Annotated in this window: 13 protein-coding genes; all 13 read right to left on the minus strand. The window is 68.9% G+C overall.

All coding sequences use genetic code 11. The features are described 5' to 3' along the window. Positions 1-17 precede the first annotated feature (17 nt). On the minus strand, positions 18-1,931 hold the full coding sequence (locus tag NR798_RS26530; protein WP_375765293.1) for an AgmX/PglI C-terminal domain-containing protein: 1,914 nt from the start codon (positions 1,929-1,931) through the stop codon (positions 18-20). Positions 1,932-1,978: 47 nt separating this feature from the next. Further along, the gene (locus tag NR798_RS26535; RefSeq protein ID WP_375765294.1) at positions 1,979-2,260 is read right to left on the minus strand and encodes a hypothetical protein; all 282 of its coding nucleotides are present in this window, start codon (positions 2,258-2,260) and stop codon (positions 1,979-1,981) included. A gap of 178 nt (positions 2,261-2,438) precedes the next feature. After that, a complete protein-coding gene (locus NR798_RS26540; protein WP_375765295.1) occupies positions 2,439-3,809 on the minus strand; it encodes a tetratricopeptide repeat protein in 1,371 nt (456 codons plus the stop codon). Between the two features lie 44 nt (positions 3,810-3,853). After that, the gene (locus NR798_RS26545) at positions 3,854-7,546 is read right to left on the minus strand and encodes a tol-pal system YbgF family protein (RefSeq protein WP_375765296.1); all 3,693 of its coding nucleotides are present in this window, start codon (positions 7,544-7,546) and stop codon (positions 3,854-3,856) included. A gap of 274 nt (positions 7,547-7,820) precedes the next feature. Continuing rightward, positions 7,821-9,356 carry a tol-pal system YbgF family protein gene (locus NR798_RS26550; RefSeq protein ID WP_375765297.1) on the minus strand — a complete coding sequence of 512 codons (1,536 nt, stop codon included), beginning with the start codon at positions 9,354-9,356 and terminating at the stop codon, positions 7,821-7,823. A 10-nt stretch (positions 9,357-9,366) separates the two neighbouring features. Further along, a complete protein-coding gene (locus tag NR798_RS26555; RefSeq protein WP_375765298.1) occupies positions 9,367-10,464 on the minus strand; it encodes an outer membrane beta-barrel domain-containing protein in 1,098 nt (365 codons plus the stop codon). Positions 10,465-10,478: 14 nt separating this feature from the next. Then, positions 10,479-11,294, minus strand: coding sequence for an outer membrane beta-barrel domain-containing protein (locus tag NR798_RS26560; protein ID WP_375765299.1), 816 nt, complete (start codon positions 11,292-11,294; stop codon positions 10,479-10,481). 259 nt (positions 11,295-11,553) lie between these two features. Next, positions 11,554-12,231 (minus strand): 50S ribosomal protein L3, encoded by a 678-nt coding sequence (rplC, locus tag NR798_RS26565; RefSeq protein ID WP_375765300.1) that lies wholly within the window; start codon positions 12,229-12,231, stop codon positions 11,554-11,556. A gap of 143 nt (positions 12,232-12,374) precedes the next feature. Next, positions 12,375-13,148, minus strand: coding sequence for a hypothetical protein (locus NR798_RS26570; RefSeq protein ID WP_375765301.1), 774 nt, complete (start codon positions 13,146-13,148; stop codon positions 12,375-12,377). 32 nt (positions 13,149-13,180) lie between these two features. Then, positions 13,181-13,582: a hypothetical protein gene (locus NR798_RS26575; RefSeq protein WP_375765302.1), complete on the minus strand. Its 402-nt coding sequence runs from the start codon at positions 13,580-13,582 to the stop codon at positions 13,181-13,183. Positions 13,583-13,718: 136 nt separating this feature from the next. Further along, entirely contained in the window at positions 13,719-14,801 is a 1,083-nt protein-coding gene (locus NR798_RS26580) for a HupE/UreJ family protein (protein ID WP_375765303.1), read from the minus strand. 36 nt (positions 14,802-14,837) lie between these two features. Continuing rightward, positions 14,838-15,398, minus strand: coding sequence for a hypothetical protein (locus NR798_RS26585; RefSeq protein WP_375765304.1), 561 nt, complete (start codon positions 15,396-15,398; stop codon positions 14,838-14,840). Further along, on the minus strand, positions 15,395-15,550 hold the full coding sequence (locus tag NR798_RS26590; RefSeq protein ID WP_116119722.1) for a lmo0937 family membrane protein: 156 nt from the start codon (positions 15,548-15,550) through the stop codon (positions 15,395-15,397). The genes NR798_RS26585 and NR798_RS26590 overlap by 4 nt, the downstream gene beginning before the upstream one ends. Positions 15,551-15,559 lie beyond the last annotated feature (9 nt).

The raw sequence follows: 15,559 nt of genomic DNA on the forward strand, positions 1-15,559 counted from the left end.
GTTGCGGACGCGAGCGGCTACTCACCCGCGGGCGAGAAGAGCCACGGGTACGTCACCGCCACCACACCGCCCCCCTTCGGCTCGGGGAACTTCCAGCGGCGGATGCGCGAGAGCATGCAGTTCTCCGCGGTCGAGCTGTTCAGCGTGGTCTCCGTCACGTTCGCCTCGGCCACCCCACCCGCCGGGTCGATCGTGAAGGCCACCGCCACCTTGCCCGCGAGGCTCGGGTTCTTGTTGAGCTCGGTCTCGTAGCAGTACTTGATCTCGTTCTGGTGGCTCCGGATGATCTTGGCGATCACGTCCTTGTCGAGGCCGCCGATCACCGTGGTCTTTCCGGGGACGATCTTCGTCACCGTCTTGCCACGGCCGGCCAGGTCGATGCCGCCGCTACCGCCCGCGCCGCGCCCATTGCCCTTGGTGCCCAGGCCGCCGAGACCCAGCGCGGTACCGCCGCCGCCCGTGCCCGAGCCACGTGAGCCGAGTCCGCCCACGCCCTGCGCATCCCCGAGACCCGCACCGCTCTTGAGGCCGCCCAGCGCGTTGTTGATGCCCGTGCCCAGACCACCCGGACCGAAGACGTCCGAGGCGCCACCCTTCAGGTTCTTCATCGCGCCCAGCAGGCCCACCCGGCCCACCACCTTGCGGTCCTGCTCGCGCTTGTTCTTGTTGACGATGTTGGTGCCCGGCTTGGAGGGATCGGCCTCGGCCTTCTTCGCCTCCTCCTTGCCGAACTTGCCTTCCTCGCCCTTGGCCTTGGCGCCTTCCTCCACGCCCTTGAGGCGGTCCAGTACCTTGGTGTCGATCTGCTTGGCCGGCTGCACCAGGAACTTCGCCACGCGCTGCTGGCTCGCGAAGATGTCGTCGCTGGAGGGCGCCTCCGAGCGCGGCGTGAGCAGCATGGCCGCCAGGAACGCTCCGGCCGCCACGAAGCTGAGGCCGGCGATCTTGAACCAGGTGTGGTCCGTCTCGCCCAGCGAGCTCACCGGCACGGCCGGTGACGGCTTCACGTAGCGCACCACGAAGGTGAGCGTGCCCAGCGACACCTCGGCCCGGTCATGCAGACCGAGCGTGTACGCGTGCTCCTTGCCCGAGGCCGTCAGCTTGCCCTCGGCGCGCAGGCTGTCCTTGGTGCGCACGTCCCCGTTGTGGGTGACGATGACGCCCGCGGACTCGGGGACGTGCAGCTCGAACAGCTCGCCGCGCGCCACCGCCAGCACGTGACGTGCTCCCACCTCGGACTCGAAGACGTGGAAGAAGTTCTTCTTCGCCTCGCCGATGGTGACGGGCACTCCGTCCCGGAAGTGCTGCACCGACATCATCTGATCGCCCCAGAGCAGCTGCACCTGGAGGACCTTGGCGTCCTTGGTGGGCAGCGCCTCGGGCGGCAGCGGCTCGCGGATGTGCGCCGCGACGAGCGAGCGCGCCTTCCTGGCCGCCGGAGCCGGAGTGTTCCGAGCCACCTGCTCAGGAGCCGCCCGGTTGCGCAGGCCCGGTGGCACCACCCGGTTGCCCACGTCCGGAGCGCGCGGCTCCGGGGCTCGAGCGTGCAGCACCGAGCCCTGCAGCCCCACCCCGCTCTCCACCTGCGCGCCCGCTGGAGGAGGTGGCAGCTCCGCGTTGCCGAAGAGCACCTCCACCCGCGAGCCACCCAGCATCAGCACGTCACCGGGCGAGAGCGTCCTCGGGCCCACCACGCGCTGGCCGCCCACCTGCGTGCCGCTCTCGCTCCCCAGGTCGATGGCCGTCACCGAACCGGTGGACTCGACCTTCAGCATCACATGAAGGTTCGAGACCCGAGGGTCCAGCAGTTTCACCGCCGCCTGAGCGCCCGATCCCACGATGACGCTCTCGGCTTCCGAGACGGCCTCGTGTACGGAGCCATCCGGCCCGGTGATCCGCAGCGTCAATCCGTTCTTCTTCCCCGCCGCCATAGAGGATCCTTCCTCCTCCCTTCCACCCGCCATGCCCACGCCGCCCATTAGAGGTTGTCCACCGACTTCTGCAGCTCGGGATTGAAGTTGTCGCGAACCCGGATGAGGCTCTGGAAGTCCGTCTTCTTCCGGTTGAGGACGTACGAGCCCTCCGGCTTGGTGAGCTCGCCCTCCACCGCCATGTCGGAGAAGTCGATCGTCGTCTTCTTGCGGACAACGACCTTGTCCTCCTCCTGGATGACCTTCACCTGGGTCTTCGGCTCCTCCTCCGCGAGCGCCGGCCCCGCCCACAACGCCACCACCGCCACTGCCGCTGCCAGTCGTCTCATGTCAGGCCTCCTCGTCGGATGGGACAGCGGGTCCCGGATGAGGTTCCCTTCCGCTTCCTTGCACGCCCTGCACCAACGTCCCGGGTGATGGAATGCCGCGAAATCCCAGCGATCCGCTTCCACCCGTTCACCGCGAGGCCCCAGTAAGTGGAAAAATTTTCCCACTGGGGCCGGTAGGTTATTCGGCCTTCAGGGGCTCGGCCGCCGGCTCGCCTTCAACAGGCGCGGCCTCACCCGAAGGCGCGGCCTCGCTCGACGGCGCGGCACCTTCCGCGGGCGCGCCCTCCTGCGGCGCCGCCTCATCGGACACCTTGTCGAGCATCGAACCACTGCCTCCGACCGCGGCCGGATTGGGTGCCTTCTCCCCTTCGGGCGCGGGCTCGGGCTGGCCACTCTTGCGCATGGCGGCGATGCCCTGGAGCTTCGCGTCGATCATCTGCTTGTCCTGCGCGCTCGTGGAGCCCAGGTCCTTGCAGCGCTGGAGGAAGCCCTCGGCCTTGTCCCAGCCGGCGCGCTCGACGGCGTAGGCCCAGCCCGCGCCGCAGAGGGCCTCGGGCTGCTCCGCGCGCAGCGAGAGCACCTTCTCGAAGGCCTCGCCCGCGGCAATGCCCTTCTTGGCGTCGCGGCCCTTCTGCCCGTCCAGCGCATAGGCGTAGTAGAGCCAGGCCTCGTGGGAGGCGGGATCCAGCTCGACGGCCTTGGAGAAGGAGCGCTCGGCGCCGGCGTAGTCGCGCCAGGCCAGCGCCATGGCGCCCAGGTTGAGGTAGCCCGGGGCGAAGCGCTCGTCGAGCGACACCGCCTTCTGGAACTGGGCGAGCGCGCGGGGCCGGTCCTCCAGCTTCAGGTAGATCATCCCCAGGTTGTTGTAGATGCCGGGGTCCTTCTCATCGAGCTTGCGCGCGTTGGCGAGCACCAGCTCCGCGAGCCGGTACTTCCCCTGGTCGTAGTAGACGAGCGCGAGGTTCTTGTAGGCCTCGGCGTCGTCCGGGTGGCGCGCGAGCACGCGGCGGGCGGTGGCCTCGGCCTGCTCGTGCTTGCCGGCGAGCCGGTAGGCCACGGTGAGGTTGTTGAGCAGCGAGGCCTCGTGCTCGCGGCCCGGGACCTTGAGCCCGGCCTCGTAGAGGGAGATGGCCTCCTCGTACTTCTCCTGCACGCGGTAGAGGCGGCCCAGGTTGAGCAGCGTGGGCACATGGCCGGGCTCGAGGAAACGGACCTTCTCATAGGCGGCCTGGGCGTCGGCGAGGCGGCCCTGACGCTCGGCGATGATGCCGAGGTTGAACTGGGCGTTGAGGCTCTGCGGTGCCTTGGCCACCACCTCGCGGAAGCCCTCCTCGGCCTTCGCGTAGTCGCCCGCGTCGAAGGCGGCGATGGCCTGGGCGAAGGTCTCCCGCAGGTCCCGCTCCTTCTTCGTCTCGGGGACGGGAGCGGGAGCCGGGGCGGTGGGAGCCGGGGCCGCGGTGGCCACCGGCGTGGGCTTCACCTGCGAGGTCGTGGCGCACGCGGCCGTGAGGGCCAGCGTGGCGGCGGCGAAGGTGCGGCGGAACGCCATGAACGTCCTCCCTGCGGATGCCTGCGGATGCATGTGCGTCACCTTCACGGCTGGGCCTCCCCGGAAGCGGTGGGCGGAATGGGCGCCGCGCTGCCCGCGGGAGCCGGGGTCTCGGTGGAAGAAGGAGCCGGAGTGGCCGGAGCGGTCTGGCTGACCTCGGGGAGGCCGGGCTCCTTGGCCACGTCCGAGGTGACGAAGAACTCGCTGCCGCGGAAGGGCACCTGGCGCACCTGGGCGTAGGCCCCGGGGCGGTAGCGGTTCACCTGGTCCTGCGCGGCCAGGGTCCACTCGTTGTAGAGCGACAGCTCATAGGCCTTGCCCAGCGCCTTCTCGAGCGCCTCGGTGGCCTTGTCCTCCAGCGGAAGCGCGAGGTTCTCCAGCTCGCCGCGGTACATGGCCGTCTGCTCCTCGTCGAGCCCGGCGGGATCCGGCGACTCGAGGATGTTGCGCGCGAAGTCCGCGTAGGCGAGGCCGATGCGGGTGAGCGCGGCGATGCCCCACTCGCCCGAGCCGGTGCCCAGCACGTCCACGTAGGCCTTCTCCAGCTTCTGCATGGACTGCTGCTTGGCGGTGAGGTCGCGGCGGATGGTGGAGACGTTCTTGAAGCGGATGTTCATGTACCGCTGCCAGTCGGCCTCCACCGCGAGGAAGCGCGCGTGGCCGTAGGCGTCGAGCAGGTCCGGGCGCTGCTTCTCCTCCTGGGACAGCTTCGCCCAGCCGCGGACGAGCTCGCCCTGGACGCGCTCGGTGTCGCGGGCGTTCTTCTGCTTGCGGTAGGCGATGAGCTGCCGGTAGCGCGCCAGGTAGAGCTGGGCGGAGGTGGTGCGCGAGTCGCGCCCGTACGTCTCGGCGAAGGACTCGAAGGCGCGCGCGGCCTCGGCCGGCTTGCCGTCCTTCTCGTGGACGAGGCCGATGTTGTAGGCGAGCTGCGGCACGTCCGGCCGGTCCTTGAAGCGGGCGATGTACGCGCGGTAGGCGGCGATGGCCTTGTCGGACTCGCCCACGCCCTCCCACCAGAGGCCGGCGTTGAAGAGGGCATCCGGCACCCACTTGCTGGCCTCGGCGAGCAGCTCGCGGCGCTCCTCGTCCTTGCGGGACTTCGCCTCGTCGGCGTTCGGCGCGTCGCTGGACAGGGACTCCTTGGGGTCCTTGCCCTTGGCGTCCTTCTTGGCGTCCTTGCCCTTGCTGGCCACGGGCTTCGCCTTGTGGGCCTCGGCGGCGCGGGTGGCGGCGTCATGGGCGTCCACGAAGGCGGCGTACATGGCGGCGGCCTTGCGGAACTCGGCGAGCTTCTCGTAGAGGCGCGCGAGCGTGTAGCGGATCTTCGGCTCGAAGGGGCTGCCCGCGTAGTCGGTGAGGACGCGCTCGCCGGCGGCCACGCCGCGATCGAGCTGCCCGGCCTCCTGGAAGATGACCATGGCCGAGGTCAGCGCGCGGTCCGCGTTCTCCGACTTGGGGAACTCCTTCACGTAGTCGAGGAAGAGCTCGGCGGCCTTCGCCGGGTTCTTCTCCTTGAGGTAGACGACCTCGTGGATCCACTTGTACTGCGAGCCCTCGACGACGCGGGCCACGCGGGAGGCGAACTCGGGGCTGGGCTTGAGCAGCTTCTCGTTGGAGAGGAACCGCCGCGAGAGCTTGTTGAGCTCGAGCCACTCCTCGCGCGACTCCAGCACGTACATGGTGAGGTCCGCCGCGTCACGCGAGCGGCGCTCGGCGGGGAACTTGTTGATGATCTCCCCGAAGCGATGGGCCGCGTCCATGTAGTGGTGGCGGTCGTAGACGATGAGGGCGGCCTGGTAGCGCAGATCGATCTCATCCGGGTTGTCCGGGTAGAGCTTGTTGTACGTGTCGCACGCGGCGACCAGCCGGTCCTCGAAGCGCGTGAGCGGCTCCTCGGCCTGGTCGGTGTCCTTCTTGGTGATGCGGCCCTTCTTCTCGACCTGGCCCTTGGACTTGTTCTCGTCGACCTTCTGGCCGTCCTTGAGGTCGCTCTTGGCGAGCTGGCCGCGCTCGATCTTCACGAGCTTGTCGTAGGCCATGATGGCGGCGAAGGAGGCATTCTTGCGGTAGGTCTCGTTGGAGACCTCGCGGGCCGAGTCGCGGTCCGGAATCTTGAAGGCGACGACGGCGTCGTACTGGGCGGCGGCGGCCTCCCACTCCTCGAGGGCCCAGAGGATCTCCGCGTAGAAGAACCGCATGTTGAAGGCGGAGTCGGAGACGAACTCGGAATCCTCGTGGGTGGCGAAGGTGTCCACGTACTGCTTGTAGATGTCGCGGGCGAGCCGGTACGTCTCCACCTGGCGCGTCTTCTGGGCCTCCTGGTGGTAGTCGGTGACCATGACGCGCATGGCCTCCTCGGTGACGTCGAAGGCGTTGCGCAGCACGGGCTTGTTGCCGGTGTTGGCCTGCCACCAGTCGCCGCCGGGCCGGTACAGCTCCACCATGCGCTTCATCTCCGAGCGCACCTGGTTGCGCTGGCGCAGGCCCTCGTAGGAGCGGACGATGGACTGCTGGTACTCGGGCGCACCGGGGCCCATGGGCTTGTCCTGGATGAGGACGCGGTACGTCTCGATGGCGCTGTCGAACAGACCCACGTCCATGAGCTGGGCGGCCATCTTGGAGATCAGCCGCTCCTGGCGCTTCTCGGGGGCCTTCGCCTTGAAATAGGCGATGCCCTCCTTGGCCTTGTCCAGCTTGACGTAGAAGACGATGACGTCATTGAGCGACTCGGTCTTGAGGTCACCCAGCTCCTCGCCGCGGTCGCCGGCGTAGTCCACCACCTCGTGCAGCTTGGCGAGGCCCTCGTCGTAGGCGCCGCCGTTGTAGTCGCACCACGCCAGCTTGTAGACGGCGTAGGCGTAGACCTTGGGCACCTTGGAGGCGCGGGCCTTCTCGTAGTAGCCGCGGGCCTCCTTGAGCTTGTTGTTGTCGAAGTAGTGGTTGCCCAGCTGGACGTAGGTGTCCGGGACGAACTGCGACTGGGGGAACTCCTCGATGAGCTGCAGGTACCGCTTCACCGCGTCATCGCGCCGGTTGAGCTCCTGGAGGTTGTAGCCGAGGTAGAAGAGGATCTCGTCGCGCTGGGGCCAGTCCACGTAGCCGCTCAGCAGCTCCTCGTAGATGCGCATCGTCTCGGAGCGGAAGCGCTCGCTCTCGCGGTGATCCTCCTTGGGCGCCTCGCGCTGCTCGCCGCGGGCGGTGGCCGCGTCATAGGCCTTCTCCGCCTCGAGGTGGCGGCTCATCTCGTGCTGGTAGAGGTACTTGGACTTCTCCCAGTAGAGCTCGGCGAGGCGGTAGAGCATGTCCGCCCGGCGGTGCGAGCCCTCCTGCAGCTTGGGGATGAGGCGCTTGAAGCCCTCGATGGCCTCGTCGCGCTTGCGGTCCGCCAGCCCGTCCTTCTGGGCATCGGCGATGCGCGGCGTGTTGTCCGATCCCGGACCCATGCGCGCGGGGCCCATGCGGGCCGGCCCCTGGCGCTCGGGCTCCCGCTCCTGGGCCGTCTGACGCTCGGAATCCTTGGAAGCCGCCTCCTTGGGAGCAGCCTCCTTGGAAGCCGCCTCCTTGGGAGGGCTCTGCTTGGACGAGGCCGCCTTGGACGAGGCCGCCTTGCGAGCGGCCCCCTTGCGCGACTCCGCCGCCTGGGAGGGCTTACCCGAGGGCTGTGCCGCCTCCCCTGCTCCGCCCGCGGTGAGCGCCATGCCCACTGCCAGCGCACCGAAACGAAGGACCGCCTTCATGCGAGCTCCTGTGGTGGGTGCGAGGAAAAAGAGGGCTCCCGGCGGACGAGCCGCACCGTGTGCGTCCCACCCGCACCGAGCTCCACGAGAAGCCGGGCCGCCCCCATCGCCTCCCTCACCACCTACCGAAAGGGACGAGGGAAAGTAGAAATGCAGGGTTGGAATGAGAAGTGCTCCACCACGGAAGATCCGTGGGTGAACAAAGACGAAGGGGCGGCACCCGCGCGCATGCGCACGGGCCCGCCCCCTCGCGTCCTCCACCCCCGTAGAGGACTTACTTTTGCTGAAGCTTCGCCGGACAGCCGCGCTTCAGCGTGTACTGGTAGTAGCCAATCTCGTCGCGCCAGAACTCCCCCTGGAACTTCCAGTAGTTCCACGCGGCGCCCGGCATCTTCGGCCGGTAGATGGACTGGGTCTTCAGGACGGCCTTCTGATCCACGCCCGCCAGGAGCAGATCCTTCTCGTCGAGCGCCGTCTGCACGCGGATGATCTCCGCCTGGTCCGCGAAGGTGCGCAGGTTCTGGGCGGCCTCCTGCAGGCGGCTCTTGGCGAAGCGGCCGCCGATCTGCACCAGCGTGCCGCGCACCTCCTCGAGCGAGGAGACGATCTCCGGCACCATGCCCGTGCCCTCCCAGGCACCCAGGGCAGCCACCTCGCGCTTCTCCAGGTCCACCTGCTCGATCATCCGCATCACGTCCTGGATGCGCTCGTTGCCGCGGATCCACAGGTAGATGGGGCGTGGAAGCCGCCGGTTCTCCGCCGCCACCAGGTTGTAGGCGCTCAGGAGATCCAGCTCCTCGCCGGCGAAGGGCTCCAGCTGCTTCGCCATGGGCTCGTAGAGCTGCTCGTAGGCCGTCAGCGTGGTCTTCACCTCATCGAAGAGGCAGCTGTAGTAGTAGACGGTCGCCTTGAGCACCCAGGACTCGGGCTGGAAGGCCCCCTCGAACTGGGGGGCATGCAGCGCCTGGAGGCTGCCGAGCGCCCCGCCGAAGTCCTCGTTCTGGAAGCGGGCGAAGCCGTTCTCGAAGAGGGCCTGATCCCAGAAGCGGGTGTAGCGCGGCACGTCCTCGTAGGCCTTCACGGCCTGGGGGTACTCGTGGCGGCCGTAGTGCAGGCGGCCGATGCCCAGCAGCGAGAGCTGCTTCATCTCGTCATGGGCGATCTGCGGGGCCTTGGCCTCCAGCGCGCCCTTGAAGGCGGCCAGGGCGGCGGCATCCAGCGCATCCGCCTCGGCGGGACGGCCCGGGAAGTGGGGATCGGCGAGCACCACGCCCAGCAGGTAGCGGGCGCGGGCGTAGACGCGGCTGTCGGGCGGCACGGCCTCGAGCAGCGCACGAGCCTCCTCGAAGCGGCCGCGGCGCTGGCGGATGGTGGCCACCTGGTAGTGGACGCGCGCCAGCACCTCGCGGGGCAGCCTCACCCACTTGTCCTGCACCTCGGGCGTGTAGGCCTTGTCGAGGATGTTGGGCACGAGGTTCTGCTCGTTGAGCTGCTGCTGCACGTCCACCAGTCCCTCCAGCGCCTGGAGGTAGGAGGGGTGCTGGTGGCCGGCGTTGACGATGGCCGCGTAGGTGACGAGCGCGGTGATGGGCAAGCCCTTCCGGGCGTACGTCTGCGCCAGGTAGTACTCGGAGCGGGCGCGCACGTCGGTGTCCATCGCGTTGGCGGCCAGCTCGAAGAAGAGCGGGGCCGCGGCATCCAGCTTGCCCGCGTTGAAGGCCGCGAGCGCCTGGTTGTAGGCGTTCATGTCCTGCGCGGAGCCAGCCAGCGGCGCGAGGACCAGGAAGGTGGCGAGTATCAGTCGGTGCATGGCGCGGGCGTCAGAAGAGGAGGGAGAAGCCGGCGTAGAAGCTGAGGTTGTTGAGCACGTCCGAGGAGGGATTGCCGACCAGGTCCTTCCCCAGGACGATGTCCTCGCGGTAGTTCTTGCGCGTCTTCGGATCCACCCCGTCGAACTTCTGGAACTGGCAGCTGCCCGTCAGTCCCAGCTCCGAGAAGGGCTGGCCGCTGCCCCGCGCGTCCTCCAGCTTCTGGAAGTCCTGCAGGTTGCAGCCGTCCACCCGGTCCACGCGGGCGGTGTAGACGAGATCCCTCATCTCCAGGCGCAGCGCCATGGAGTCGCCGAACTGCACGCGGAAGCCGCCGCCCACCGAGCCGAGGAACTTCGTCCCCGTGTCCGCGAAGCGCGCCGGCACGGTGAAGTTCTCCCCGTCCACCTGGTTGGAGACCTCGGGGCGGACGAGCACGCGCGTGGAGCCGATGCCCGCGCCGCCGTTGATGACGAGGCTGAACTGCAGCAGGTGGTTGTCGTAGAAGGCGAACTTGCCGTAGAGCGGCGTCACCTCCACGCCCGCCTGCGCGCCCCACACCAGCAGCAGCGCCGAGGCGGCCTGGGCCTGCTCACGCACCTTGTCGATGAGCTCCAGGTTGAAGAGGCTCTCGTTGGAGTACCAGTTGTAGGTGGTGGACACCTGCAGGCCGAAGTTCTCCTGCAGGTGGTAGGTGTAGTGCAGCGCGCTGCCCGCGTGCTCGGTGAAGCGGCCATTCACCTGCCCCACCACCGGGTAGAGCGAGAGCTCGTGACGGCCCTCGTCCGCGAAGCGCTTCTTCTGCACCACGTGGACGGCCACGTTCGGGTTGTGCAGCGGCGCCCCGTTCACCAGGCGCTGCTCATTCGGATCCGTCACCGGCTGCAGCTCGGGCTCGCCGGCCGAGGCCAGCGGCGCGTCCTCCGGGGCCACGGGCGCCTGGGTGTCCAGGGGCTCGGGCGCGGGCGGCGCGGGAGCGTCGGGCGCCGGGGGCCGGGGCTCCGGCTTCACGGGAATGGGCGCCGTCTCCGAGGGCGGCGCCGGGGTCTCCTCCTGTGCGGACGCCAGGGTGGCGGACAGGAGCACGGCGAAGAACGAGGTCGGTCGCATGCGGGACGTCAGCCTCAGAAGATGAAGGAGTAGCCGATATCGAACTGCACCAGGTGCGTGAGGCCCGGGTTGGGCGCGGGCTCACCACTCTCCCGCCCCGCCTCCCAGTCCTCGCGCTGCACGTTCACGCGGTACTGGTCCGCGAAGACCCAGTCGCGCAGCTCGAAGCGCAGCGCATGCCCGTTGGACATGAAGAAGCGGAAGCCCACCGCTCCGGTGGCCACCGGCGCCACGCGCGTCTCCACGCGCCAGAAGGACTGCGTCGCGGTGGTGCTGTCCTCCGGGTTCGTGCGGTTGTCGCAGATGCCCAGATCGCGGTTCACCACGTTGGTGCACTGGATGACGGACTGGCGCCGCAGCGAGGCCAGCCCGCCACCGGCCCAGAGGTAGGCCTGGAAGTGGGCGGACTCGTCGGCCAGCAGCGACAGCTTGCCGTAGATGGGGGCCCAGCGCGCGCCCACCACGCCGTGCAGATTCATCTCCCACATGTCCTCGAGCTCGTCCGTGATCTTCTTGTCCTCACGGGCGAGGAAGCTCTCGGAGATGGAGCGCGCCAGGCCCGTGTGGCGGCTGAGCGCGTAACCGGCGCGGCCCTCCACGCCCAGCGTGTTGAAGAGGTTGTAGGCGAGGCCGACGTTCAGGTTGTAGTGCGCGGTGAGGTACTCGCGCGCTGGGAGCCCGACCGTGAAGGACGCCTCCAGCCGCTCCCCTGGAGAGAAGAGCCGGTGGCGCACGGCGGCCGGGTCCAGCACCTGCTCCTGAGCCGAGGCGGACAGCGCCGTCAGCATCAGTGCCAGCGAAACGAAACGGGGAAGGTTGCGTGCATTCATGGCCGTGTGGCTCGGACATGTGGGCACGCGATCACCCGAGAGCAAGGGACCAGGCTCACTCGAGGTGTGGATTCGTCTACACACGGCATGCCAACGCACGCTGGCCAACGTTTCCGGGGCCCGGAAACACGAACGCCCCGCCCGGTGGGTAGCCGGAGCGGGGCGTCGATGAACCCTGTGGCGGTGCCTGGAGTCTCGGTAGGACGATGGTCCGGCCCACCCCCTTATCGAGGGAGGGGGCACACACAGGGGAGACGGCTTACTTGCCGCCGCGGGCCGTCTTGTGCTGCTCGCGCATCGCGACCTTGATGCTCGGGCGAACGATGACGATGCCGTCGTTGTGGCCGGCCACGGTGCCCTTGATGAGCAGCAGGCCCTTCTCCACATCCACGTCCACCACGGTCAGGTTCTGGGTGGTGACCTGCTCCACGCCGTAGTGACCGGGCAGCTTCTTGTTGGGGTACACGCGGCCGGGCGTCTTACGCTGACCGATGGCGCCCGGGTGACGACGGTACTCGTGGGTGCCGCGCGTGGCCGTCTGGGAGCCCTTGAACTTCCAGCGCTTCATGACGCCCTGGAAGCCGCGGCCCTTGGTGACGCCCGTGACGTCCACCAGCTGGCCCTTGGTGAACAGGTCCGCCTTGACGGCGTCGCCCACGTTGAAGCCCGCGGCCTCCTCGGGGGACACGCGGAACTCCTTCAGGTGACGGCGCAGCGCGGCGCCGCTCTTCTTGAAGAAGCCCAGCTTGGCCTTGTTCAGGCTCTTCTCGCGGATCTCCCCGTAGCCCAGCGTCACCGCCGAGTACTTGTCCTTCTCCGGAGTCCGCTTGCCCACGATCACGCAGGTGGTGACGTCGACAACCGTCACGGGAACGAGGTTACCCTCCTCGTTGAACACCTGGGTCATTCCAATCTTCTTACCGATGAGACCCTTCACGTCGTCCTCACAACTCGCGCGATTTGCGCGGAAACATCAATGAATCCAGCAGTTTGCGTCCGACTTCAGTTCCCCGGACGCCAGGAAGCGGCGCAATGTAGCAGCTGGCCCCCTACCGTCAAGCACGGAGGGAGGACGGGGCTTCACTGCGCGCGATCCAGCCGCGGGTAGAACGGCGCGAGCTGCGCGTCCTGGATGCGCTGGGCGTAGACGTCCTCGCCGAGGAGGAACAACGCCTGGTCCAGATAATCCTCCGCCGCCTGGACCTCGGTCTCCTTCTCGGCGATCGCCCGGTCGATCTCCGCCATCGCCTGATCGACGGCCTCCTTCTGGGCGGTCATGGCGTCTTCCATGTCCAGCATGCGCTTGTGCGCCAGGATGCCCGCCGCGCCGGGCTGACCGGGCTTGGGCGTGAGCGCCAGCTCGACCTGACGCTCCAGGTCCTCCACCTCCCGCGTCAGGCGCATCATCTGGATGCGGTTCTTCTTGATGTTGTCGCGGGAGAGGCCGAGCTTGGACTCGTCCGTGGTGACGAGCTCCAGGTCGGAGTGCTTCTTCTCCAGCTTCTTGAGCCCGTCCTGGGCGTAGCGGAGATCCGCCCGGCGGTTGGACAGCGTCTTGCGGAGGGTCTTCGTCTGCCCCTCCACGGCGTCCACCGCCTTCTTCCACTTCTTGACGATCTCGTACTCGGCCGCCCGCTTGTCCTCGTACTGGGCGAGGTAGTCCTGCCAGGCCGCGTCCTCCTCGTTCATCTGCTGCTCGAGGGCGGCCAGCTCGTCCCGGCGGGCCACCAGGGCCGCCTCGGCCCGGTAGACGCGATCCATGGTCCGAGGACAGTTGGGCTTGCCCGCCAGGCGGTCTCTCGCGAGATCGCCGAGCTGGAAAATCAGATCGTTGTAGCTCTCCACCTTGGCCATGGGCGTGTTTTACGCCCAAGCCAAGCGAGCTGTCAGCTATCAGCCGGAGCGGCGGCGGCCGAGGACATGCTGGCCTCCGCGGCGGCCTGGGCGGCCCCCTCCGCCAGGGCGAAGAGCTCCCGGGCCCGATCCTGTTCCTCGGTGCGGTTGAGCTCGCAGACCCAGGCGCTGGACAGGTCCGCGTGCTGGCGGGCCAGTTCGGCGGTGGATTCGTAGCGGGCGGCCGAGGCGCGGGCGAAGGCCCCCTCCCGGCGCAGCTCCATCACCGTATCGTCGTCGAGGTTGATCTCCTCGGGCGGCACGGGCAGAGGCCCGCGGCCGAGCGCCGCCAGCCGGGCCAGCAGCCGCGAGGCGTGCGCCCTGCAGAAAGCGGCGAGAACCATCAGCCGCGCCCGCCCGCGGCTATCCCCGAGCCGCTCGGCCAGCATCGTCATGCGACGTGCTGAAACAACCTCGGACTCCCATGCCGCGGCCAGTGCTGCAGCCAAGCGGGTATGCCTTGCGCCCATCGGCCCTCCCCAGGTGCTGCCCCCAATCCCGCGAGCAAACTAGGGATGGATCCGCGAGGATTCAACCGATCGGGCCCAGTGCGCGCTCCATCAACCAATATCCCCCGGCCGCGAGGATGAGGAGCGACAGAGCACGCACTGTCCGCTGGTGCAACACGGGCCTGCGCTGCACCAGCCGGACGAGGGGCAGCAGCACGGCGACGACGGCGGCCTGCCCCAGCTCCACGCCGAGGTTGAAGCCGAACAGTCCCGTCACCACCGAGTCGCCCAGGCCGTAGCTCCCCAGCACGCTGGCGAAGCCGAAGCCGTGCACCAGCCCGAAGAGGAACGTCAGCAGGGCCCGGTGGCGGTGCTCGCGCAGCACCAGGTTCTCCAGCGCCACCCAGATGATGGACGCGGCGATGGCCGCCTCCACCCAGCGCGTGCGCGCATCGTCCAGGAGGATGAAGCCCAGCGCCGTGGCGCCCAGCGTCAACGAATGCGCCACGGTGAAGGCCGTCACCAGCAGCAGCACCCGCTTCAGGCTCCCCCCCACCAGCAGCAGGGCCAGCAGGAAGGCCAGGTGATCGATGCCCCCGAAGATGTGGACGAGCCCCAGGCCCACCCAGTCGAGCAGCCCCGAGACGCGCGCGCGCTCGGGCTGTCCAGGCTCGGACACCACCAGGGTGGGCTGGGAGGCATCCGCGAAGCGCTGCCCCTGCTCGCCCTGGATGTAGCTGCCGAGCACCACCTTGTAGTGGGACGGCAGCACGGACAGCAGGGAGAAGCGCTGGCGGAGCTCGCCGGGCGCGCACTGGAAGGCGGCGCCGAGCTCCACGAAGGACTCGCGCACCCGGGCGCTGGTGGCGGTGCGGGCACACGGCTGGCCCCCGGCGCTCAGGGGGAGGGCGTCCCAGATGCCCACCGCCAGCGCCGGCCCGCGCGCGTCCAGATCCGCCTGGGTGAGCACCCCGTCCCCATCCGCGTCCGCGGGGATCAGCAGGGCGAGCGTGCCCGCGGTGAGCGTGAGGCGCTCGCGCACCTCCGGCCCCCCCGCCTCGGGGCGCCAGAGCTGCGCGTAGAGAATGTCCGCATCGTGGGCGCTCGCGCTCCCGGCCACCACCAGGAGGGCAAGCGGTAGCGCCAGCCGGGCCGTCCGCCTCATCAGGCCCGGAGACTGCCCCCGGGGGCTGGCTTCCGTCTACTCCTGGATGAATTCCAGGTGGATCTGCTGCCGGCCACTCAAGCCCCCGTGCCGGGAGCCGCAGCGCGGGCAGAAGAGCGGGCCCTCCCAGTCCCAGAGGGCCTTCACCTCCTCGCCGCAGCACACCAGGGGGATGATCCGCAGATCATCCGTGTCCTGGGGCATGGGCCCGGGCAGGGCCTCCGGCTCCACGCTGACGAAGGTGGGCCGGGGGTTGAGCGACAGGGTGCGCGACACGTAGGCCAGCTGCTCGTAGCGCACGTGGTTGGCCCAGGCACGCGCCACGGCCTCCACGTGCGCCTGCTGGCTGGGGGTGAGCCACTCGTCCCCCGCGGCCCGGTGGCCACAATAGAGGCACCACCAGTCGGGCACCTCGTCGAAGCTCTCGTGCGCGTTCTCGAAGGGGAAGAGCGAGGCCAGCCGGCGCTGGAGAATGCTCGCGTCGTGGCGGCACGGCCGCGTCTTGAAGTCCCGCTGGCACTGCGGGCACTCGCGCCGCACGAAGCCGCTCGCGTCCCGCGGCAGCTCCAGATCGATGATCGCTGGCGAGCGCCTCATGCGAGCGCTCCCCGTCCCCGCCGCGCCAGCGCGAGGATCAGCGTCACCATGGAGAAGATCAATAAGAGGTGAACCCACCTGCCCTCGGTCGAGCCGCTGATCAGCCCGAGCACCCACAGCACGAACAGGATCGCACTCATCGTCCAGTACACGCCGCCCAC

The sequence above is a fragment of the Archangium gephyra genome (genome assembly GCF_042230915.1).
In the GTDB taxonomy this organism is placed as follows: domain Bacteria; phylum Myxococcota; class Myxococcia; order Myxococcales; family Myxococcaceae; genus Archangium; species Archangium gephyra_B.